The organism is Companilactobacillus nuruki (assembly GCF_002872255.1).
Lineage (GTDB): Bacteria > Bacillota > Bacilli > Lactobacillales > Lactobacillaceae > Companilactobacillus > Companilactobacillus nuruki.
In genome coordinates this window covers 13,061-36,560 of the sequence record NZ_NIPR01000034.1, presented here as the reverse complement: position 1 = coordinate 36,560, position 23,500 = coordinate 13,061, and the positions used below count along the sequence as shown (strand labels likewise).

Below are 23,500 nucleotides of genomic sequence, written 5' to 3'. Positions count from 1 at the left end.
ATCTATTCCCCCTCGATAGCGGATAATGGATCTATTTTTAATACTCGACGCATAGATAACGAACCACCTAATAGGGCCATGACCATAATAGCTAGTGTTAGAACAATATATGCTAACCAGTCACTATAAAACGGTACCGTCTTTGGTAAAAAGAACTGAGTCACACCAATCAAAAGTAAAGCCAATCCCGCACCAATACCAGTTAAAATAAGAATTTGATAGAAAAGCGACTCTATTATCCGAGCAGTTCTAATACCTTGAGCTCGCATGACACCATAAAGACTAATCTTTTGAATCGTAATGATATACATGAATATTCCTATGATTAAGAAAGTGATAATAACCATCGCAGCAATCATGAAACTAAAAACCAACACCTGGGCTGTATACCCCGGAATATGATTAATTAAATCTTTAATGGAAATCTGTTCCAGCCCAGTGGCGTTCACTTTTTTATTATTTTTAAACACCAAGGTACTTATATTCTTGGTCCGACTAGAACCATACTTCATCGTTCTAAATACATCCATATTCGTAAAAATAACTGGAGTTGCGAAGAAACTATTATTCTTAGTTATTCCTACTACCTTATAGTATTTGGAACTTCCATTGATTTTAATTTGAGAATTTAACTTGATAGAATCATTTTTCAAAGCATCATCAACCACTACTTCATGATTCTTCTCAGGCAAACGACCATCAATTAATTTAGGACTGATAAAACTTTTCCAATCGACACCAAAGACATTCGTATTAATTTTTTTCTTGGAATCCTTTAATTGGGAAACCACTGACACCTGACCAAGTTTTGCTACATCTTTTCCTTTGTCATAATCTTGATAACTATTTTGTGGAATCGTTGAAGCAACTAGACTTTTATTAGCATAACCTGAAATAACAACAGTCTTTGCATCCCATTGATCAACGGCCGTCCTGTTCTCCCTAGCCAGGCCAACAGCCAAACTTGTTAAAAAGAAAACCATATAACTAATTAAAAAGATGGTAAAAACTACCAAGAGGTATCTCATCTTATTATGAAGAATCTCCTTAATCGCTAAAAACATAATTCTCACCCACCCTTTTTATCATGTATCAAGTCTAGCATCATGCGGTATCTAGAACAATTTTATTGATTATAACAATGATTTAAAGAAGAAATCATTATAGGAAATTGATCGTAAATTCAGAATGATTTGTTTTAGACAAAATAAGACCTAGTAATCAAAATACGATTACTAGATCTCATTTATAACATTTATTTAATTATTAAGAGTCCTGACGTGTTGCAGCAATGTCGACTTCACGGATGTTAACTTCTTGTGGCATATCGTACATAAATTTAACAGTTTCGGCAACTCGTTTAGGATCAAGTACTACACCACCCATTGTTTCTTCCCAAGCAGCATAATCTTTCAAAGCTGATTTACTTGTTACATGAGTCAAAAGTTCTGTTTCCGCTGCACCGGGTGCAACCATCATGATACGAACATTCTTCGATGAATTTTCTTCACGAATTGTTTCTGACAAACCATGAACACCAAACTTAGATGCCACATAAGCAGCATGGTTCATAAATGTCTTCTTGCCCGCAATTGATGACATGTTCAAAATTGTTCCATGTTCACGTTCACGCATATCATTCAAGACAATTTGAGTACCATTCAAAACTCCCATCACGTTAGTATCAAGCATTGTTTGCCATTCGTTAGGATCTTGATTTTGAACATTCCCCAATAACATAACGCCTGCATTATTAACTAACAAATCAGTCTTACCATATTTTGCTTCAGCCTTACGAACAGCCTTTTCAAATTGATCATAATCAGTTACATCAACGGTATCAATCAAAACATTATCCATACCTGCAGCGACTTTTTCTAATTTTTCAGTACGGCGTCCCAATAATAATAGTGGAAAACCATCCGCGTTAAATATCTTGGCAATCTGTTCACCAAATCCTGAACTAGCACCTGTAATTACAACTAAATTTTTCATATATATAATACCTCGTTACTTATAAAGATTTTTTCAACGATTTACAGTATAATGGCATATATTATTGACAACAAGTACGCACTTTAAGGTTACTAGTACCTGTGGAAAACTAAGGAGCAGTATTTTGGCGAAATATTTAAATGAGTTTGATGCAACAATGCATATGATCCAAGGAAAATGGAAAATCATGATCATGTATGAATTGGCTGAAACTGGTGAACGTCGCTTCGGAGAATTACAAAGACATATTAAAGAGGTCTCCCACAAAACATTAACCAATCAATTGCGTGAATTAGAGGATGATGGATTAATAACTCGGCATGACTTTCAAACTGCCGAACCACATGTCGAATATCAATTAACCGACAATGGGCGCTCTTTGATTCCCATTCTCGATGCCATTTGTACTTGGGGTGACACACACATTGATCACAACTTAATCGATCGTTCTCTTTGCGATGAATAAGCTTAAAAAAGGTCGATCTAATAACTATTTTTAATAGTTACTAGATCGACCTTTTTTGTTCATTCAATTAATTTTTATCCCAGCTTGTTTCAATATTTTACTTTCAATCCCATGTTCTAATTCCTTATCATGATGAATTGGAACTGGTAGCGTCACATTTGTTTCAGGATTATACATTTTCAAATGTGATCCATTTTGTGATTTCTTAACGAAACCATTCTGTCTCAATATTTTTACAATCTTTTGGGGTTTCATTGCCATATTAATCATTCCCCTATTATATCTCATTATACTCATCATTTGAAAATTGAGGAAGTTAAGTGTCTCTAGACAAATATTAAATTTATCATTTTTGGTAATAAATATTTTTGCTTATTGAAACCGATTACAGTGTTTTATATAATATGATGTTTATACAAGTTGGATTGTATATAAAAAATACTGTAATTATTTCTTAAGGGGTACACAATCATGAAAAAATATAAATATATCTTTTCCTTGATGATATCCATAATATTCACACTTATATTCGGTAACAACTCAATAATCTCAACTGTTCAGGCAGTTCCTACTACTAAGGAAGTATATCAAAACACACCACCTGGAATGTCGAAAATTTCTGATCTGATGGATATCCCGGCAACTTATACTGGAACTACCAATATGAACAATAGTGCACATATTATCAAACCTGGTGATGCCACTTATCAAAATACTGCCGATATTATTGAACTGATCAAGGACTCCGGTTCAACTAATCAACTAGGATCGGCCTGGGGCAAAGTTAATGGAACTAATGATAATAAATCATTTAATTATCTTGACTTAACCAAGAAACAAACTATTTCAGCCTGGTTTTACATGGGAAACTCTGTCTCAGCTGCTCCCGATGGATTAGCTTTTGTGCTACAAAACGATACAAAAGGTGCAAATGCCATTTCACAATATAATGGATCACCCAAATCGGGAGAAACACTTGGAGTCTGGGGTGGTTCAGCATCCCCAACTATTTTATCAACATCTCTTTCCCTAGAAAAAAATGCTATTCAAAATAGTTTTGCCATAGAGTTTGATCCGCTCTTAAACAAGGAAATACCTACTTCTTCATTTGGAAAAGATGATTCATTTGATTCTAAAAGATCCGGAAGTGACTTTGATATAAAAGGACAACATGTTGCATGGAACTATCCTGGTGATTCTTCCACTTACGTTCCTCAAACTTTAAATTTTATATATAAATATTACGAATTGAACCATAATCTACTTGCTGGTAATACATACCTATCAGGATATGATGATGCCCTTACTGGCGCTTCGGTTAAATATTCATGGCGGAATTTTATCATAAGCTATACACCACCCGCTTCCGGTAGTACTCAGGCAACTATCCAATATTATATTAATAGAAAATACTATGATGGAACATTAAAACCCTTTGCCAATTGGGATGGTAAAACATTCAATATCGATATTAGTAAGTTTAAGGCAACCGATAAGAAAGTTCGTTGGGGATTCACCGCTGCCAACGGTTCTCCAAATTCCACTAGTCAACCGATCGCTGTGGTTATGGAATCAATGCCATCCGTTGCTGATATAGCTACTAACGTAACTATGCTTGACTTGACTCAAGATGGACGTGAGATAAAAGATCTTGATAAGAATCCTACGGCCGACTCAAATGTTAACGACGGCGATAAATTGAATCTTAAATATTCATTAGCATATACATCAGGTATCATCGGAACTGGTACTTTGAAAACTCAGATCGGTTTACCTCAGAATGTTAATTTCACAGTTGACAGTAATGGAAATATCGGAACTATTTCTTATAAAAATAAATCTGGAACTATTACTACCCAAAATATTTCTGCTTCTACTCTAGGCACTGCAACAAACACTAACAACAACACCATTAACGTTGTAAATCTAAATTTGACCTCGCTTGACGATACTAATAACACTAATATTATTGTTTCCTTAAATGGAACTGCTAAGGCTCCAACAAGTACTACTCCACAAACAATCACCGTTAATCAAGAACATACATCCTTCAGAAGTGATTACTATTCAGGCGATATTATGAGCCCAAAGTTTCTGTTGAATAATGAAGTTTTATCTGCAACAAGTACTAGTTCAACCTCACAATCAATTAAATATGACGATTATGCTAAACTTCAAGGAACACTTAAGTATCTCAAGGGTTCTAATTTTTCAGGGGACAATTTAAGTGCAACTATCTTGGTCGACAATAATCAAAAAATAATCAAGAATGATGTAGCTGTTTCAAAAGGAGCCACACAAGGAACCTTTAACATTACAGACCTAACTGGAGCAATTTTAACTCCTGGTGATCACACGGTCAGCCTTACTTTTACCGACTCTGGTCATAGAGTTTCTAATACTCTCAATTACGCTATTAAAGTTGCTGACTACAAGAATTTATTGATTTCTGCAACAACAAGCAATTTGAATCAAACTGTAAATCAAGACTCTGATACCAACCTAACAGGTAGTCTCAATTATGATGATAATAGCTCATTTTTAGCATCTAATATGACACTTTATTGGTCGATAGATAATGGAACTGCTACTACACAAACTCTTGGTGGTAATGGTCAGATAACTACTGCTTCATTTCAATACACTGTTAGTAAGGGATTATCAGTCGGAACTCACGCTGTAACAGTCTATGCCTCCGATGGCGTCCGCAAATCTAATACCTTAACTTATAATTTGAACGTTACCGACAAAAAATTAATTCTGTCACCAACTGACAATAATATTACTATCAACGATAATAAAACTGTTACATTGAATGGGACATATCAATATTCCGATGGTACAAGCGCACTAGCCACATCTGGAACTTTTCAAGTAAAAAACGAAGGTGAAGCTATTCAAGATCCTGTGACTATTGGCCTTGAACCAGATGGTAATACTAAAGGATCAATCGGTTCTGGTTCTCTAACAATCAACCTAGATCCAATTGCCAAAAATAAACTCGGTGGTTCCCTAGATGACTACATAGCTAAAAAAAGTGGTCGTTTAAAAGTTGGTAGAAATGAAATAACTGTCAAAGTAACTGATGGTGTCAGAGACTCTAATACCGTAACTTATATCGTTAACGTTCCTAAATTAACTGCTACAATCACCGCCTCATCAAATACAGACTATGATATCACCTCTATCAATGGTCAAAAATTACCACTAAATTTCAATTACTCTGATAATTCTTATAAGGTTGCCGGTTATGATTTAATTGCCAACATTTCTACAAACGGAACATTAACTTATATGAAGGAAAACAAACCTAACCCTGATACTAGTGGTACTATTCCTATGGATCCGACAGTTGTAGGTTTAGATCCAAAACAAACAGAGACTCCTCAAGTAGTCACCTTTCGCTATTCAGACCCTTACGGTCGAGTAACCAACACTTTGACCTATAACTTAAAATTAGTAAGAACACTTTTACAGCTAAACGTTTTACCAAATTATTCTTTTGAAGATGTTAAACCTCTATCTAACCAAAATTCTCTGATCAATCGTAATGGGAAATGGGACATTTCTGTCAGAAGCTTCAAGTCAGCTTGGAGGTTAACAGCTCATTCTTCCGACATGATCAAAACTCAAGGTAATACAACCACAAATATGAACGCTGAAATAGTCTTCTCTAACAATGGTCAAATTGCTAGTCTAAAAGATGGTACTCCAACAATTGCTTCAAATAGTAATACACAGGGTGCAGACACAACCTTTGATGTCACAAATGATTGGGATAATAACAAGGGGATTTTCTTGGAACCAACCGGTCCATTGATCTCCGGGACCTACAAAGGACAAATAAATTGGGACTTGATCAACAGCATATAAACACAACAAAAGGACAAATTATGTCAATATAGACTAATTTGTCCTTTTATTCTTAATAATTTTTATAAATAACCATGTGATAAAGTTGTATTATATAAATTATTGAGGGTATTCATATGAAACAATTACATAATTTTAAAGTAAAAAATAAATTTTATAAAAGTGAAAAGTCTTGGTTAATTCCACTAGCAGCTGCGTCAGTAATTGCTGGAGTAACAGTTACAAGTCCAATAAATACTAACATCATACATGCAGCAACTAGTGAATCAAGCACTGAAGCCACGAGCTCCACTCCAACAGCTAAAACTATTACAAAAATGCCGACTTTAGCAAACTTTTATATTAGTGTTAATCAAAAATACATTCCCTATAATGCCAAGGGAGCTGCTTTAGTATTGCCATATGCAACAAATCACATGGCAACAGGCGATTCATTGTATGGTTTCTATATCGTACTTCCCAAATCTATAACTGGTAATTTGGAAGAATTTCAACAAAGTGCCGATAATTACGTGGCCGCTATAAAAAATGATTACACCAATCCAGTAGATAAAAACTATCCTGGTCAAGGTATATTACTTAACAGTCTCAAAGTCTATCAATTAAACAATACGTCTGATGATCGCCAAGTTTTTTATTTTAGACCTGATGACGATGCCAAAGTAGGTACCCCAGATCCTGATCCACTTGCTGATGGAGGAACTACAACTCCTATGAGAATAAGAATGTCATTGCCAATTCAAACTGGTGCTGATATTGCTTCCACCCCAGCTTCGATTACCGTTAACGCTGGTGTTCCCTCTGAGGTAGCTACTCAGGATGTTCTATTTATTGGTATTGGAGATTGGGACTCTACTGGGCAAAGTTTATATCCTACACTATCTTCAAGTTCTTTAGGAATAACTGATGCTCCTGATAAGAATCTTGCTGGTGTTGCTTACACCGCTCCTTTAAGTGGTAGTCTCGCCGAAACTATTACCTATATTCATACGACCGTTAAAGATACATATACCGCTTATGATAAAGATTCAGAAACATCTGATGGTGCATATACCAAAATTGGCTATGATAAAACAACATCCGGAACTGATGGAACTACTTATTCACTATTTGATTTTCTAAAGGCTCCTCTTTCATATTTCTATGCAGACCGTAATAAATACTGGTACCCTTCTTTAAGTGTTGAAGTTAATGATAAGCCGATAGACTTGAACTCTACAATGACTTATGCACCAACGTCTGTGTCATCTAATACCACTACTGTAAATGGTCATTCATACAAAGCTTTCATGAATGAAATCAAAACTAAACTAACGCCACATGATTCAACCATCTATGCCAGTGAAAACCCCACATGGATACCCGATTCTAATATCGGTATTATTGATCCAGAAGGTAATTTAGTTAAAATCAGCGATATGGCAAAGACTAGTACATCAAGTAATACAACCACATATACCTATACGGATCCTAAAGATAAGACAACTGCCGACTTAATGGACTACCAGCCCAATATGTTAACAGTAACGTCCAATGTTAATCCGCAGAAGGCCGGTTCTTATACTGTTACGTATGCCTTCAAAGATTCTCAAAGCAATACCACTAGAGCTTCAGCGAATGTGGCCGTAAAGGATAGTAACGCAGCTATTACTGGTAAAGATGTTACAACATCTGATCCACAAAATTGGAATCCTATTGAGGGAATAACCTCTGTTACCTCCTCTGATGGCACAACTAAATTAACACCAGAACAAATAGCAGCCGCTATCAAGGACGGAAAAATAACTACAACAATTATCGATAAAGATGGTAAAACAGTAGATTCATTAACTAATGCAAAATATGGAGCTTACTCCTTAACGTATAACTATACTGATGACGATAATAATACTGTTATGTCTCAGCCAGTTACTTTGACAGTGGAAACTCCGGACCAAAGTAGTATTGCGGTTCAGGGCTCAACTATTAAAAACGGTGGTACATGGGACCTTGATAATGGAATAACTTCTGTCAAAAAATCTGATGGAACAAATATGAGCTCTGAGGAAATTAAAAACGCTATTAATAATGGTAATATTACCGCAACAATCACCGGACCTAATGGTGCTACGTCAATTAATACTACCAACCCAGGAGATTACAAGGTAATTTATACCTATAAAGATGATCAAGGAAAATCAGTCACGCTAGATCCTATTACCGTGACAGTGAGTGAACCGTTAGTTGATAATAGTTCTTTAACAACCAAAGACACTACACTAACAACTGGAAGCACTTGGAACCCTGCTGATAATGTAACAACGTTAGTTGATCCAAGTGGTAACAACTTGGTTATCAATCAAGCTCTGGAAAACAAAGTCCTTACTTACACTATTCAAGATAGTACAGAAACGCCCATTGATTCAATCGATACTTCCAAAGCAGGAATTTATATAGTTACTTATTCATATACTGATTCTAATGGTAAAACTCTGACCTCAAAGGCTACTGTCAAAATCATTGATAATCCAAGTTCTGGAAATACATCTAGTGGTTCATCAAATGGAAATTCTTCTACTTCAAATGACAGTGGAAATACGTCAACAGATAATACTTCTTCAGATAATGATAATAGCAATACCATTACTACTGATCCTGGCAAACCAAATAATGATAATTCAAATGATTCAACTGGAAGTAGCAACGTTCCAAACAGATCAACCGCTACTGGTAGTGCAAATACCTCTGCATCAAACAATGATTCTAATAATAGTGTAAATACTTCATCAATAAATAACACTTCTACCTCTAATGCAGCATCTGCATCTTCTCCTCAGATTGCTGACAATGATTCATCTCAAGTGACTACCCCAAATAATCCAATTAATAATAGTACTACATCTGAGACCAGCGATACTAAGTCAACAACTTTACCTCAAACTGGTAATCAGAATAATATTTGGTATTCTAGATTGGGAGTATTATTGCTGACAATACTTGCAACATTTGGATTTAAAAAGAAAAATAATCAATAACAAAATAAAAAAGTATCTCCTAAGTTTATAACTTTCGAGATACTTTTTATTTGTTTAAGATATTAACTATCTTTTTTTCTAAATACTTTCTTGAACATAACTACTGCAAGGGCTAGTAACATTGCTCCAATTGAAGTTACTCCAAGCACTTTCTCTCCAGCATTTGGTAGACTCTTCCCATCACTAGATTTTCCGGAACTACTTGCGGAGTTTTGGATTGATTTATTAGCATTTGACCCTTGATTTCCACTAACTAATCCAACACTTCCACTTGAACCATTACTACCTAAACCATTGCTATTAATTGAACCACCTCCATTAACACTATTATTTCCACTGTTGGAAGAATTACTACCGTTACCAGTGCCATTTCCGCCTCCGTTATTACCATTAGAAGCGTTGCCACCATTACCAGTGCCATCTCCTCCATTGTTACTGTTATTTCCATTGTTTTCGTTGTTACCGTTGTTACCGTTGTTGCCATTGTTGCCATTGTTTCCGTTATTGCCGTTGTTGCCGTTGTTGCCGTTGTTGCCATTGTTGCCGTTATTGCCGTTATTGCCGTTGTTGCCGTTGTTGCCATTACCGCTGGAATCTTTTGCTCCAACAGTTACTTGGACAATATTGCTACTCTTATTGTTACCACCATTCTTGGCAATCACTTGAACTTTAATCACATCATCTTTATTTAATACACCTGTGTCGATAGAGAATTTTCCATCTGATCCAATTGTACCTATCTTTTGACTGCCATCCGGTAATGTTACAACTACCTCAAAGGTTGTCCCTTCTGGAATTGGAGTTTCTAAATCAACTGAACCAGTGACTTTTGTATCTCCGTCAACGATTGGATCAACTGTTGGTGCATTAACATTATAGTTATCTAACGGATTATTAACTGATGGTAAACCATCATCTACTAATGCAGACACCTTCGGACCACTCTTTTCAAATTGACCGTTTTTGGCAACTACCTGCACATCCACATAGTCACCACCTGTTAATCTTCCTGTATCAATGGAGAATTTTCCATCTGCCCCAATTGTGCCAGTCTTTTGACTACCATCTGGTAGAGTCACAACTACTTCAAAAGTTGTTCCTTCTGGAACTGGTTGGTTTAAGTTTACTGTTCCCGTAACTTTGACATCACCATCTGTAATCTTATCAACATTTGGAGCTACAACTTCGTAATTGTTCAAAGGATTAACTTCTGATTTTTCTACAACTGTCAATGGTACAGAAGAGCTATCTTTAGAATAACCATCATTTTCTGCTGTTATCTTAACAGATAGAACATCCCCGGCCTTTAGTTCACCTGTATCAACAATGAAATTACCATTTTCATCAACACTGCCTTCTACCTCACTGCCATCCGGTAACATTACTACAGCTTTAAAGGTTGTCCCTTCTGGAATCGGTTGATTCAAGTTTACTGAGCCACTTATTGATGTATCGCCATCTACCGCTGGGTTTACCATTGGTGTTGAGACATCATAGTTTGCTAATGGATTTTCTTCAGGAATTCTCGCACCTACAGTAATCGTAATTGAATCACTGCTCTTTTGATTATCGCCATTATGTGCTACTACTTTGACTGACAGTATGTCATTTTCATTAAGTTCACCTGTATTGACAGTAAAGTTGCCATTTTCATCAACCATTCCCGTAACCTCTGTTCCATCAGCCAACGTCACGACTGCTTCAAAAGTTGTTCCTTCTGGGATTGGTTGTTCTAATACAACTGAACCACTTACCGATGTATCGCCATCCACCACTGGATTTACCATTGGTGTTGAGACATTATAATTAGCCAACGGATTTTCCTCTGTTGCTGGAGCTACTGTTACTGATATTGAAGCACTATCTTTAGTGTTTTCACCATTCATAGCTACTACTTTAACTGATAGATTTTCGCCAGCTGCCAATTCGCCTGTATCAACAGTGAAATTACCATTTTCATCAACATTACCTTCCACCTCACTGCCATCTGGCAATGTTACTACGGCCTTGAAAGTTGTTCCTTCTGGGACCGGTTGTTCTAATGATACTGAACCACTCACTGACGTATCACCTGCTATTACTGGATTTACTGTTGGAGTTGCCACATTATAATTAGTCAACGGATTTTCCTCTGTTGTTGATGCTTGAACTGTTACCGAAACAGGGACACTATCTTTCATGTTCTCTCCGTTTGTAGCCACTACCTTAACCGATAGATTATCGCCAGCTACCAATTCGCCTGTATCGACAGTAAAATTACCATTCTCATCAACATTACCTTCCACCTCACTGCCATCTGGTAATGTTACTACAGCCTTGAAAGTTGTTCCCTCTGGAATTGGTTGTTCTAATGATACCGAACCACTTACTGATGTATCACCTGCTGTTACTGGATTTACTGTTGGAGCTGAAACATTATAATTAGCCAATGGATTTTCTTCAGTTGCTGGGGCTACTGTTACTGATATTGAGGCACTATCCTTCGTATTTTCTCCATTTGTAGCCACTACCTTAACTGATAGGTTTTCGCCGGCTATCAATTCACCTGTGTCGACAGTGAAATTACCATTCTCATCAATAGTACCTTCTACCTCGCTGCCATCTGGCATTGTTACTACGGCTTTGAAGGTTGTTCCTTCTGGTACTGGTTGTTCTAGTACAACTGAACCACTCACTGATGTGTCTCCTGCCGTTACCGGATTTACTGTTGGAGTTGCTACATTATAATTAGTCAACGGATTTTCTTCGGTTGTTGACGCTTGAACTGTTACTGACACCGGACTACTATCCTTAGTATTTTCTCCATTCGTAGCTACTATTTTAACTGATAGGTTTTCGTCAGCTACCAATTCGCCTGTATTTATTATAAAGTTGCCATTCTCGTCAATATCTCCCTCAACTTCACTGCCATCTGGTAAAGTTGCTACAGCCTTGAAAGTTGTTCCTTCTGGTACTGGTTGTTCTAGTACAACTGAACCACTCACTGATGTATCCCCTGCTGTTGCTGGATTCACCGTTGGAGTCGCCACATTATAATTGGCTAGTGGATTTTCCTCAGTTGTTGACGCTTGAACTGTTGTCGAAGCAGAATCACCATATTTAATACTACTGCCATTTGTAGCTTTAATTTTTACCGAAACGACTTCGTTTGCAGATAGAGCACCTGTGTTTATAGCAAAACTCCCGTCCCCATCTACCGTTCCTGTAACCTCACTGCCATCTCCAAGAGTTGCCACAGCTTCAAAAGTTGTTCCTTCCGGTACTGGTTGTTCTAATGCTACTGAACCACTTATTGATGTATCACCTTCAGTTGCATTATCAAGGCTAGGAGTTGCAACGTTGTAATTTTCTAACGGATCTACCCCATCATTTGGGAAATTCAAGGTAACTGGCTCACCATCTTGATCTATGAATGAAATAACATCAGCTGAAATTGCCGCATTATTAACTACAGATGCTCTAATTGTAGCAGTTGGAGTATTGGGATCACTCACAGTAGTTGTTAATGTTCCACTGGTTTGTCCTAATAAGTTTGCATTCAATGCTGAGTTTAGAACTGTTGAACTACCATTTCCAATTTCATCAATCAAATTAAATAACGGATTTGTACTCTGTTTCAAAACATTCAACGCAGTATTAACAATTGGATTAGCAGAACTAATTCCATTTACGGCATCTTCCAATCCATCAAATAAAGATGCATATGCTTGATGAACATAATTACCTAAACCATCAGTAAAATCTACTGAAATTGTTTTTCCATCAGCAGAAACAGTTGCAGGGAGAGTTGCTTGATAAGACCCTAACTGCTTTAGCTCTTTTAAATCATCAATTGCATTTTGCAAACCACTAACATTTGTACCAGTTATGGCTACTGCCGCTGCAAAAACATCAACTGCGGTTTCTACCGTTGCAAATAATAAATCCACTCCAGGTATATCGGCGGGTACGATTGGTAATAATTGGGCATCAATTTGCACATTGGCACCACCCACGACCTTCCCCTGTAGTTCAGATGGTAAAGAATAAACTAATACTTTTTTATCAGCCAGACCGACACTGGCAACACCGGTACCTGAATACCTTAAAGATAAATCATAGTTTCCTTGTGAATTAGGTGTCATAGTATTACCAGTTGTTGATGTTAAACTGGCATTAGTCAAAACTGAAATATCTGCTAAACCTGCCATAGGCATAATGGTACTATTTTGATTTTGAGCATGGTTATTGCTACCATCGACTGCGGCACTTACTATCCCTGAACCTGCATTCAATAACAATAACACTCCACTTGATAAATATATCGTGGTACTCAATATTTTTTTCTTATTATTAATCATACGCTCACCTCTAATTTTTTTGTGAAATATTTAACACTTAAAATCTTATCATGTATAAATTTTCCTGTAAACAAAAAACTTATAATTATTATAATTTATATTTAATGATAGTATTACTTTTTTATAATCAAAAAGATCATTTTATTAAAAAAATATGATGATTATAAAATCCTAAAATATTATATAGATATAATGACCTTTAAAATAAATACTACAAAATAATTCCAGTTTATTATTTAAAAACAAATATACTTGTTTGATAATCAAAAAAAGCAATTAACACGAGAAAAAATCTCACATTAATTGCTAATTTTTTTTAACAAATTTGAATAAATTGCTCAAATTTATCATATTTGATTCAAAGTTTTACTGCTTATTCTATACTCCCAATATCAAAAACGTCATTCATAAATAAAAAATGATGATTTTTATAAAAACTAAATTTGCCAATTAAAACTCATCGCTGTATTATGTAAGAAATAATATTCCGATAGCGAACTAATCTTCGTCATGTTACTAATAGACATTTCTACTAGGCTGGAATAGCCTAAGGAGTGTCTTTTTTATGCACAAAAAGCAAAAAACATTTTTAATTTTATTAACAGCTATGAACTTAAGATTACCAATTACAGCCATAGCACCATTGTTTGGTGATATTCAAAAAACACTGAACGTAAATAGTACTGTTACTGCTCTATTAGTTACAATTCCACTATTCTGTTTTTCTATTGGAGCAGTTATCGCACCACGGTTAAACAATATTTTTGGTATTCGCCCACTTTTAATCTTTACTAACGGTCTCTTACTCTTGGCCAATATTCTTCGTCCGATTACTACAGTAACCTTATTGCTTAGCACTTTTTTAATTGGCAGTTCGATTGCATTATTGAACATTTTAATCCCAATAATGGTATCTCAAACCACAACTGAGCTACCTGAAACTACTAGACTCACAAGTTATTATTCAGTAACAATGAATTCTATTTCAGCAATAGCTACGGCCATAGCCATTCCAGCATTATTTGCTTTCATGATCAGTCTATTGCCAACTCCTTTTACTAAACCTAAAAAGGATTCAACAACTCAAGGACTTTTGGATACTCTGTTTTATGACAAAATCGCTCAAAGATTAATCATTTTTATGGGACTACAATCATTAATTTTTTATAGTCTTATTTCTTGGTTGCCCGCAATATATCAGAGTTTTGGTGCCTCAGCCGGTAAATCAGGTATCTTATTATCAATTTTTCAATTCATTGGCATTCCAGCAGCAATCGTTTTGAATTATTTTACAGATACAAAAAAAATCCTCTTAGTCCTAGGAACTGGATACCTAATCGGTATAACAACATTATTTTGGTCTGGTATTGGTTTGTGGATTTCTGCTATCATTTTGGGGTTTACAACATCTCTCATTTTCAGCGTAGCTTTAAATATGATTGCCACAAGTAGTAATCGTCCTATACAAATCGCTAACAGATCGGCCTTAGCTCAATCAATTGGATATCTTTTGGCCGCCATTGGGCCAGTTTTCTTTGGTCGTTTACATGATAATTTTCATAGCTGGTTAATCATTTTGATTATATTAGCCTTTTTAATGATACTAACAATCTTGACTGGGATCCGCGTAACCGAAAATATAAAGTCATAATCACACTTATTGTGTAACTTTAGTTATAGTAGGATAATGAAAGCGATGACAAATAAGGAGACATTTTAATGACTTTTTGGCTTAAAAATATCAAAATTGAAAAAAATTATATCTACAGTGATGATTGGATTTCTGGCACCAAAACTGAAAATGTTGCCATTCTTATTGATGATGGTAAATTTAAAAAGATAATTCCTATGAAAGAATGGGAAGATTCTGTTGGGGATACAGTTATTGACGGTCAGGGAAATCTACTACTACCAGGTATTATTGAAAAACATTGTCACTTAGATAAAAATAAACTTGGTGCGCCCTGGCATCCAGTTAGTCCAGCCAATTCAATCATTGAAAGATTTGAAGCTGAGATTCCAGAACTCAATGCCTTAGATATCTCTATCGAAAATCGGGCTCAAAATCTGATCAATTTGGAACAATCACATGGTGTTGTCGCTTTTCGTTCTCATATTGACATTGAACCCGCCACTGGATTACGACATTTTAATGCAATTAAGAACAAAGTAAATCATGATGGCATTAAAGCAGAATTGGTTGCATTTCCACAGCACGGCCTCTTACGTTCCAATTCGGTAGCTCTAATAGAACAGGCCTTGACTAATGGAGCAACTTATATTGGTGGGGTTGATCCCTATACTTTAGATGGGGATTATAAAAAATCACTAGCTACAACCTTTAATCTAGCTAAAAAATATCATACTGGAATCGATATTCATTTACACGATCGCAATGAAGCTGGTAGAAAAACCTTCTTAGAAATAATACGTTTAACCAAAGAAAATAATCTACAAGGACATGTCTATATTAGTCATGCCTTTGGATTAAATGATTTTACTTTAAAAGAACGTAAACAATTGTTTGCAGAAATGGCTGAATTGAAGATTCAGATCGTCTCCAGTATTCCAATTGATCCAGATACAATTCCACCGCTCGATGAGTTACAATCTGCCGGTGTCCAAATTCATATCGGTTGTGACAATATTGATGATGCTTGGTCTAGTCTAGGCGACGGTTCAATTCCCGAAAAGCTGGTTCGGTACTTGGAAATGTATCACATATCAACACAAGATGGACTTTCACAGTCTTTAGGTTTAATTACCGATGGTATTACTCCATTAGATAAAACCGGCAAGCAAGTTTGGCCTCAAATAAACGATGATGCTAGTTTTATCCTAACTACAGCTAGTTGTTCTGCCGAATTTGTCGCACGTAAAAGTCCTGTTAAGCAGAGTTATTCATCAGGAAAGAAAATCAAATAATACAAATCACATTACTCTTTATAAAAAAATGATCCAGCAACCAATAAAAAATAGTTGCTGGATCATTTTTTTATTTAACAGGTGCCGGCTTACCAAAGAAATAACCTTGTGCATAAGGAATTCCTAGCTTTTTTGCCATTTTGAGATCATCTTCAGTTTCCACACCTTCAAGAATAAAGTCCAAATTATTCTCCTGAGCAGTTTTATACCAAAAATTCACTCTTTCTTCCAATTCTGCGTCACTTGCAACCTTACGAAGATTCTGCATTGCAAATTTCATTCCATTAACATATGGCAATGCCCCACGAACTAATTCAAATGAGTTATCACTACCAACATCATCAATCATGATCTTCATATCGGCTGATCGGTACAATGCACTGATTCTTCTCGTAGTCTGTGAATCCTTCAAATCAGTTATTTCAATAGTTAATCTATTAGGACCCTCTGAACTCTTAGCAAATTGAGTTAATGCCCTTGCTACCTCAATATCTTCAAACTGACTAGCTGTTAAGTTGAGATTAAAGTTCTGAACATCTGTATGTTCCATAAAATCCTTTAATAGAGTAATCTGCATCCAAACTGGAATCTCAAAATAATCTGGAAGAATCCAGCGTTTTTGCATCGAATCATATGTTCTTAAAAGAAGTTCATGATAATACATACTAGGCTCTTCTTTAGCAATATCATAAATACCTTGAGAAAAATAACAATAATCAGACAAACTTTTTTCCTCATGAGGCATCCCAGAAACAACTTTGTCATTCAATGTTATCGTGTCACGTCCATATTGTTTACTTTTCAATAAAGCATCATCGGATCGCTTGTAAATATTATTTACAGTCGTATCCTCTGGTTGTATAGCGGTTAATCCAACTGAAACAGTGACATTTATATTGCGATCCTCATAGGCAAACTCACTCTTACGAATGCCTTGCCAGCATGCTTCTACAACAGGCAGAGCGTCCTGTACCTTACTACCAGGAAAAACCACATTATATTCTTCCCCGCTAGTTAAGAACAGTTGATACTCTATCCCAGAATCTGACAAAACCCTTTTCATTATCTCAGAAGTACCTAAAAGAACCGCATTACCAGCCAGTCTGCCGAAACGATCATTTACTTTCTTTATATTATCCAAATCAAACGTTGCAAAGCTTAAATCTGTTCCAGTGTCCTGTGCCTTTTTAAACATTTCTTGAAGTTCTTTTTGATGATCAACATAACTATTATTCTTTATTCCTCTTTCATAGTCAGCCAACCGTTCCAATTGTCTCTTACGCATATCCTCTCGATAATGTCGTATCCAATATCCTAATACAAAAGCAACCATTGTACCAAAGAGCAATACCGCTTGGAGTGCCCATTCCGTAGTAACTTTCATTCCCATAGAATATTCAGGAACCGTAAACCAAAAAATACTAGCTATTATGACCGCTCCTAAAACCCCAATACCCCATTGACGAATAATCTTCTCCCGATAGATCTTTAATAATACAATCGAAATAACGAAAAGAACCAAGGCTATTAAGGTTAATGGTTCAAACATATTAGGAGCATGATGCATATACCAAATTTGAATCAATGCAAGAAATTGTATTACAATCTCTAATTTAGAAAACCCACCAAATAATAACGGCAATATCAAGATAAATAACGCCCAATTATGATACATGATTGCTGAATCATTATGAACAAACAGCATAGCATCAAGATGTACAAACGTACCCAAACCAACAGTTAATAAGGTAAGTGCTATTCTGCGTATCCATTTTCTTTGCGATGAAATATTTGGTTGATCAAACGTTGCATTCCATAACCTTTGAAAAAATTGTATGAATCCTATACTAAAGAAACTAACAACCATCACCCTGACAAGGAAGATTGGTATGTCGGCATATAATCGTTCAACAGTCATAAACCCCTCCATGAAAACTTATTAATATAATAATATATTATTTATAGATTGTTTGGAAATTTATTTTGCCCCAGACAAATAAACTAACACCTTCTCTATCATTTTTTTACGAAACATTATTTAGATTACTAACTAATCAACACCTATCTATCCTTTGGTTTATAATTATATTTATCTTCCGAAGGAGATTATAATATGACAAAACAAGCCATTTTTTTCGTAGAAAACGAATACGCTGATTGGGAGGGATCATATTTAGCCAGTCAACTTAATCAAACAAAAGATTGGAAAACTAAAACTGCATCCACTCAACGGACAGTTAAATCTATCGGTGGTTTTACCACAACCGTTGATTATCTAATCAAAGATTTACCTGATAATATTGATTTATTAATATTAATTGGAGGTAATTCTTGGAACCTAGAAAATTCTTCCCTTGTCGCTTTGATTCAAAAACGTCTAGATAATAATCAACCAACTGCAGCAATCTGTGGTGCAGTTGATTTCTTAGCCCGTAATTCTTTATTAAACAATTATAAGCATACTGGTAATTCTCAAGCACTGTGGCAATCATATACCAATTATACGAATCCAAATGACTTTGCTGAACAACAAGTAGTCATTGATAGAAATCTTATCACCGCCAACGGAACTGCAACATTGTCCTTTACTAATCAAGTACTCAAATTGATTATGAATGATTCACCAAGGGAAATTGATAAGATAACTGACCTATATCGATTGGGATTTTATGATTATTGTAAAAAGTATGGGAATCCATTTGAATAAGAACTAGATTAATATTTAACTGTAAAAGAATCTCTAAATGATATCTACCCCAAGAATTGTTCTAATTTTTGGGATAGATATCATTTTCATAATCATTGCTATAATTTGGTAATACTTACCTTGATTGGTTTAACATATTTGAACTCATATTTAGTGTCCGGAATATTATCATTAGAATATTTTCTATTCTTTTTCATTTTCTTCCAGTATTTCCAATCAAAAATTTTACTTATCAATGCTAAATTTTTTCTCTCTATCCTCTTTAATTTAACTGATTTAATATTATGTTGCATTAGTGGAAGCGCACTAGCACTGTTGATAATATAATGTCTATTCATTTTCGGTTGAACAATACATAACCAGTGTGAATTCACGAAATGGATATGCTTCTCAATTATCTGTATTAAAATAAATTCATTATTTTTTAAATCACTAACATTTTTAACAAGATCATCGTCCAAAATTTCCATACCTATATTATATTCAGATGCTAAAAGTGACTTTTCATTATTACTTTTAAGATAATAATCGTCTAAAGCCTTTACGGCTACGTTACTATCGAAAATTCACCGACATATGAACATTTCTTCCCTTCTGTAAAAAAACTCAGCATATTTTCAGCTAACTGAGACAATTCTTTATTATCATCTCTGCTACCTGACATGTATTTTAAACCGTTAACGAATTCGTAAATGAAACATGTCGGTCCGTCTTGTGATATTCTTTTAAAAATCTTATTTTCTCCTTTGATTACTATTTACTCATTATTCAACAAAAAAAAGACTCCACGAATCGTGGAGTCCTTTTAATATTCAACTAAACAAATTTAGTTAAGCTTTTCTTTACTTACAACGTTCAACTTGTCATCTAAGTCATAAACAACTGGTTCACCAGTAGTCATCTCAACGTCCATGATATCAGCATCAGAGATGTTTTCAATGTACTTTGTAAGTGCACGTAGTGAGTTACCATGAGCAGCGATGATAACGTTCTTGCCATCAAGCAATTTAGGAGCGATTTCATCTTCCCAGAATGGAATTACACGTTCCAAAGTAACTTTAAGGTTTTCGCCACCAGGAATAATTCTTGGGTCCAAGTTTGCGTAACGACGATCTTGTGCTGCTGAACCTTCGTCAGTAGCTTTCAATAGTGGAGGTAATGTATCGTATGAACGTCTCCAGATATGAACTTGTTCATCACCGTATTTTTCAGCTGTTTCAGCTTTGTTAAGACCTTGAAGTGCACCGTAGTGACGTTCGTTAAGTCTCCATGTCTTTGTTTCAGGAATCCATAATTGGTCACAGCCTTCAAGAGCATAGTGCAATGTCTTGATAGCACGTGTCAATACTGATGTATATGCTTGATCAAATTGAATACCTGATTCTTTAAGAAGTTTACCAGCGTTTTGGGCTTGTTTTACGCCTTCTTCACTAAGGTCAACATCAACCCAACCAGTAAATTGGTTTGATAAATTCCATTCACTTTGTCCGTGACGAATGAAAACTAATTTTGCCATTTGTAATGATCCTCTTTTCATTTCTTTAACACTAAGTATTTTACACGATTTTGGCAATAAAAAAAAGAGAGTGACTTGCAATTTACAAGATAATTGCAGAATCAAACTCTTTTTTTCATTATTGTTTGTAAATAGGTGTATCTAGTTCCTTCAAAGTAGTGATATCCAACTTATTTTTAGAATTCTTATTTAAGTAAGTATTAACATCATCATTGCCTGCTAATACAGCGCTAACCTTATCTTTGCCATCAATTAAGTCAGAAATAATATCAGCATTTTCGCTCTGCTTCATCACAACTGGAATAACTTCAAATCCACTATCGCGAAGAGTCAATATTTTCTTATAGTATTCAGAATTAATTGATACGAAGATAGTCGCTGCGGTTTGTTTCAATGCTTGATTCTTTAACCACCAAACAATTAAATCTTCATCACTATCAAAGGTACTGATTAGAACATTGCCTTCACTGAACAATTGAATATAAGGCTCATCATTGGTATAGCTCTTAATCAGAACTAATGTACCATCTTGACGATAGAAATTCTCACGGACAACCTTATTAGCATCTCTGTGATCATAAAATTGTGTAGCCGAGATAACTCCATTAACATCAAAAATATCACGACTCAACAAATTATCTTTACGATAATGACGAATGATCTGTAATTGATGATTAGCATTTCTGGAAACTTCCATCACTAATTTATCATCAGAATCCAAAATTTTATCTACCTTATCAGTAACATGTTGTACACGATAATTAGCGTCAAATGGAATTTCTGCTGGAGTAGCTGGCGTATTAAAGTTTCGTCCTTGTAAATCATTATACATATTCAATAAGAAAGCATTACCATCAACGAAACCGGCATTTTGATAATTCATCCAAGCTTGATCGACTTGGTCATTGTAAGTAACTGAAATAGCATTTGCTAGCAATCCCTTATCAGCCAAGGTCATTGTCAATTGTTGCCACATTTTGCTTGTTTCATCATCTGGATTAGCAGCTAAGTCATCAGTAAAAATGTAATAATCACGATTGGCATCCATATAAATCTCGTTAGCCATCTCATCAGTACCAAACCATTCTTTCAAAGAAGCATTGATATCATTGATTCTATTAGTTGCTTGCTGACGATCTTCAACTTGATCACTATTAGTGTTACGCAAAACATGATTGCAGTAACTACGATCGGCCAATAATTGACTACGCAATTGAGCTTTTAGATCAGCCCCTTGATCCAAAGTACTTTGCAAACTTTGCTCGGTATATTGCCATTCCTCATCACCTGCCATTTGTGGCTGTGGTTGAGGTTGTTGTGGTTGATTTTGATCAAAATAGTAATTATTGTTTCCACCATTATTATCGAAATTCTGGTCTGGTGAAAATTGTGTACCCATCCCCGCCTGAGCATCATTATATTGATTTTGAGCCTGATCAAAATTATTTTGATCTGGTTGAGGTTGTTGGTAAGAAGAATTATTTAGATCAGAATAATTATCATCGTTATCTTTATTTTTTCTATCGAAGAATGACATAATTTAATCTCCCATCTACGTCAGTTGACTGCATTTAACTTCATTATATATGACAAGTATACTTTAAACTTAATTATAACGATTTCTTTAATTTTATTCTTTGTTTTTTGTTATTATTTCCAATCGAGTGTACACCTAAGATATCTAGGAAGAAAACAAAAATCGGAATACCAATGATTAATCCCCATGTTCCTAGCAATTCTTCAGATACAATCAGCACTACAAATGTGAAGAAAATTGGCAAATGCGTCATGCTAGACATGAATTGTGGATTTAAGAAGTATGTTTCTATCAAATGAATTACGACAATCATAATCACAATATAAATAACATAACGAATACCACCGACTGAATAAGCCACAAAACTAAGCGGTATCAATGAAATAATTACACCAGCAACTGGAATCAGAGAAAGAATAAAGACCATAACTGCTAAAGCAATTATTCCTGGCATTTTCATAAAAATTAAAGTAATAGTTGTTAAAGTAGTATTAACAACAGCAATCATCAACTGTGCTTCCAAAACAACGCCGAAGGTATTAACAAATTTCTTGCCGTAATAAAACAAATCAGAAAACAACCAACTATATTTACTATCCAAGAATTGACGACCAAACGCATTCATTTGCTCAACTTGACTGGTGTAAAAGAAACTCAATAAGAAGGAAATAACAATATTAAATCCAACTGCGCCTACACTACTAATATAATTGACAACTTGTGTAATGGCTGCCTTGATTTGATTATCCAAGTTGATCTGCTGTAAATAATTATAAACCACATTTAAATAAGGATTTGAACGTACTTCTTTACTTTCATAGAACCTTTGGAGTGAATTAAACATCTTTACCGTCTGACTGATCAACTGTGGTACATAGTTAGTGATGACAAAAACCAATAAAGCGATAATTATCAAATAAACTGGTGCTATTACCCAAATAGATTTAATCCTGGGTAATTTTCTCTGCACCGCCCTAACTAACTGAACTGACAAAAAGGTAAACGTAAACGTCAATAAGAAAAGACTCATCATACTACGAAACAAATAAAATACAGCAATTACTAGCAGTAGTAAGACGAATCTTCTTAATCGTTTATTCTCGACAAACTTATCGTACAAACTCATA

15 protein-coding genes are annotated in these 23,500 nt (G+C 35.2%); 6 read left to right on the top strand and 9 right to left on the bottom strand.

Annotation, left to right across the window (positions count from 1 at the left end; translation table 11 throughout):
* Positions 1-2: 2 nt before the first annotated feature.
* The gene (locus CBP76_RS08790) at positions 3-1,064 is read right to left on the bottom strand and encodes an ABC transporter permease (RefSeq protein ID WP_102196529.1); all 1,062 of its coding nucleotides are present in this window, start codon (positions 1,062-1,064) and stop codon (positions 3-5) included.
* Positions 1,065-1,266: 202 nt separating this feature from the next.
* Positions 1,267-1,995, bottom strand: coding sequence for an SDR family oxidoreductase (locus tag CBP76_RS08785; protein ID WP_102196528.1), 729 nt, complete (start codon positions 1,993-1,995; stop codon positions 1,267-1,269).
* Between the two features lie 157 nt (positions 1,996-2,152).
* Between CBP76_RS08785 and CBP76_RS08780 the strand changes: the two genes are divergently transcribed.
* A complete protein-coding gene (locus CBP76_RS08780; RefSeq protein WP_102196618.1) occupies positions 2,153-2,461 on the top strand; it encodes a winged helix-turn-helix transcriptional regulator in 309 nt (102 codons plus the stop codon).
* Between the two features lie 63 nt (positions 2,462-2,524).
* Here the strand turns inward: CBP76_RS08780 and CBP76_RS08775 are convergent, their stop codons facing one another.
* Complete coding sequence (locus CBP76_RS08775) at positions 2,525-2,722, bottom strand: type II toxin-antitoxin system HicA family toxin (protein WP_057892690.1); 198 nt, start codon at positions 2,720-2,722, stop codon at positions 2,525-2,527.
* Between the two features lie 210 nt (positions 2,723-2,932).
* Between CBP76_RS08775 and CBP76_RS08770 the strand changes: the two genes are divergently transcribed.
* Both CBP76_RS08770 and CBP76_RS08765 read left to right on the top strand, forming a co-directional pair.
* Positions 2,933-6,334 carry a hypothetical protein gene (locus CBP76_RS08770; protein ID WP_102196527.1) on the top strand — a complete coding sequence of 1,134 codons (3,402 nt, stop codon included), beginning with the start codon at positions 2,933-2,935 and terminating at the stop codon, positions 6,332-6,334.
* Positions 6,335-6,450: 116 nt separating this feature from the next.
* Complete coding sequence (locus CBP76_RS08765) at positions 6,451-9,348, top strand: LPXTG cell wall anchor domain-containing protein (RefSeq protein ID WP_102196526.1); 2,898 nt, start codon at positions 6,451-6,453, stop codon at positions 9,346-9,348.
* 62 nt (positions 9,349-9,410) lie between these two features.
* Here the strand turns inward: CBP76_RS08765 and CBP76_RS13195 are convergent, their stop codons facing one another.
* A complete protein-coding gene (locus CBP76_RS13195; protein ID WP_166667236.1) occupies positions 9,411-13,688 on the bottom strand; it encodes an adhesive domain-containing protein in 4,278 nt (1,425 codons plus the stop codon).
* 565 nt (positions 13,689-14,253) lie between these two features.
* Here CBP76_RS13195 and CBP76_RS08755 point away from each other — a divergent pair.
* Positions 14,254-15,339: an MFS transporter gene (locus CBP76_RS08755; RefSeq protein WP_102196525.1), complete on the top strand. Its 1,086-nt coding sequence runs from the start codon at positions 14,254-14,256 to the stop codon at positions 15,337-15,339.
* A gap of 68 nt (positions 15,340-15,407) precedes the next feature.
* Entirely contained in the window at positions 15,408-16,613 is a 1,206-nt protein-coding gene (locus CBP76_RS08750; RefSeq protein ID WP_102196524.1) for an amidohydrolase family protein, read from the top strand.
* Positions 16,614-16,683: 70 nt separating this feature from the next.
* Here CBP76_RS08750 and CBP76_RS08745 read toward each other — a convergent pair whose 3' ends face one another.
* On the bottom strand, positions 16,684-18,531 hold the full coding sequence (locus CBP76_RS08745; protein WP_166667235.1) for a sensor domain-containing diguanylate cyclase: 1,848 nt from the start codon (positions 18,529-18,531) through the stop codon (positions 16,684-16,686).
* A gap of 195 nt (positions 18,532-18,726) precedes the next feature.
* Between CBP76_RS08745 and CBP76_RS08740 the strand changes: the two genes are divergently transcribed.
* Positions 18,727-19,320 carry a type 1 glutamine amidotransferase family protein gene (locus CBP76_RS08740; protein ID WP_102196522.1) on the top strand — a complete coding sequence of 198 codons (594 nt, stop codon included), beginning with the start codon at positions 18,727-18,729 and terminating at the stop codon, positions 19,318-19,320.
* A 98-nt stretch (positions 19,321-19,418) separates the two neighbouring features.
* On the opposite strand, the gene CBP76_RS08735 is transcribed toward CBP76_RS08740, so the two are convergent.
* From CBP76_RS08735 to CBP76_RS08720, 4 genes are all read right to left on the bottom strand, one after another.
* Positions 19,419-19,781 (bottom strand): hypothetical protein, encoded by a 363-nt coding sequence (locus CBP76_RS08735; protein WP_102196521.1) that lies wholly within the window; start codon positions 19,779-19,781, stop codon positions 19,419-19,421.
* 365 nt (positions 19,782-20,146) lie between these two features.
* Complete coding sequence (locus tag CBP76_RS08730; RefSeq protein WP_102196520.1) at positions 20,147-20,836, bottom strand: 2,3-diphosphoglycerate-dependent phosphoglycerate mutase; 690 nt, start codon at positions 20,834-20,836, stop codon at positions 20,147-20,149.
* Between the two features lie 118 nt (positions 20,837-20,954).
* The gene (locus tag CBP76_RS08725) at positions 20,955-22,373 is read right to left on the bottom strand and encodes a hypothetical protein (protein ID WP_102196519.1); all 1,419 of its coding nucleotides are present in this window, start codon (positions 22,371-22,373) and stop codon (positions 20,955-20,957) included.
* Between the two features lie 73 nt (positions 22,374-22,446).
* Complete coding sequence (locus CBP76_RS08720) at positions 22,447-23,499, bottom strand: AI-2E family transporter (protein ID WP_102196518.1); 1,053 nt, start codon at positions 23,497-23,499, stop codon at positions 22,447-22,449.
* Position 23,500 lies beyond the last annotated feature (1 nt).

Coding starts and splice junctions, on each gene's coding strand:
- CBP76_RS08770 (WP_102196527.1), top strand. CDS start 2,933: ATGAAAAAATATAAATATATCTTTTCCTTGATGATATCCATAATATTC.
- CBP76_RS08755 (WP_102196525.1), top strand. CDS start 14,254: ATGCACAAAAAGCAAAAAACATTTTTAATTTTATTAACAGCTATGAAC.
- CBP76_RS08765 (WP_102196526.1), top strand. CDS start 6,451: ATGAAACAATTACATAATTTTAAAGTAAAAAATAAATTTTATAAAAGT.
- CBP76_RS08790 (WP_102196529.1), bottom strand. CDS start 1,064: ATGTTTTTAGCGATTAAGGAGATTCTTCATAATAAGATGAGATACCTC.
- CBP76_RS08730 (WP_102196520.1), bottom strand. CDS start 20,836: ATGGCAAAATTAGTTTTCATTCGTCACGGACAAAGTGAATGGAATTTA.
- CBP76_RS08775 (WP_057892690.1), bottom strand. CDS start 2,722: ATGGCAATGAAACCCCAAAAGATTGTAAAAATATTGAGACAGAATGGT.
- CBP76_RS08720 (WP_102196518.1), bottom strand. CDS start 23,499: ATGAGTTTGTACGATAAGTTTGTCGAGAATAAACGATTAAGAAGATTC.
- CBP76_RS08750 (WP_102196524.1), top strand. CDS start 15,408: ATGACTTTTTGGCTTAAAAATATCAAAATTGAAAAAAATTATATCTAC.
- CBP76_RS08780 (WP_102196618.1), top strand. CDS start 2,153: ATGCATATGATCCAAGGAAAATGGAAAATCATGATCATGTATGAATTG.
- CBP76_RS08745 (WP_166667235.1), bottom strand. CDS start 18,531: ATGACTGTTGAACGATTATATGCCGACATACCAATCTTCCTTGTCAGG.
- CBP76_RS08785 (WP_102196528.1), bottom strand. CDS start 1,995: ATGAAAAATTTAGTTGTAATTACAGGTGCTAGTTCAGGATTTGGTGAA.
- CBP76_RS08725 (WP_102196519.1), bottom strand. CDS start 22,373: ATGTCATTCTTCGATAGAAAAAATAAAGATAACGATGATAATTATTCT.
- CBP76_RS13195 (WP_166667236.1), bottom strand. CDS start 13,688: ATGATTAATAATAAGAAAAAAATATTGAGTACCACGATATATTTATCA.
- CBP76_RS08740 (WP_102196522.1), top strand. CDS start 18,727: ATGACAAAACAAGCCATTTTTTTCGTAGAAAACGAATACGCTGATTGG.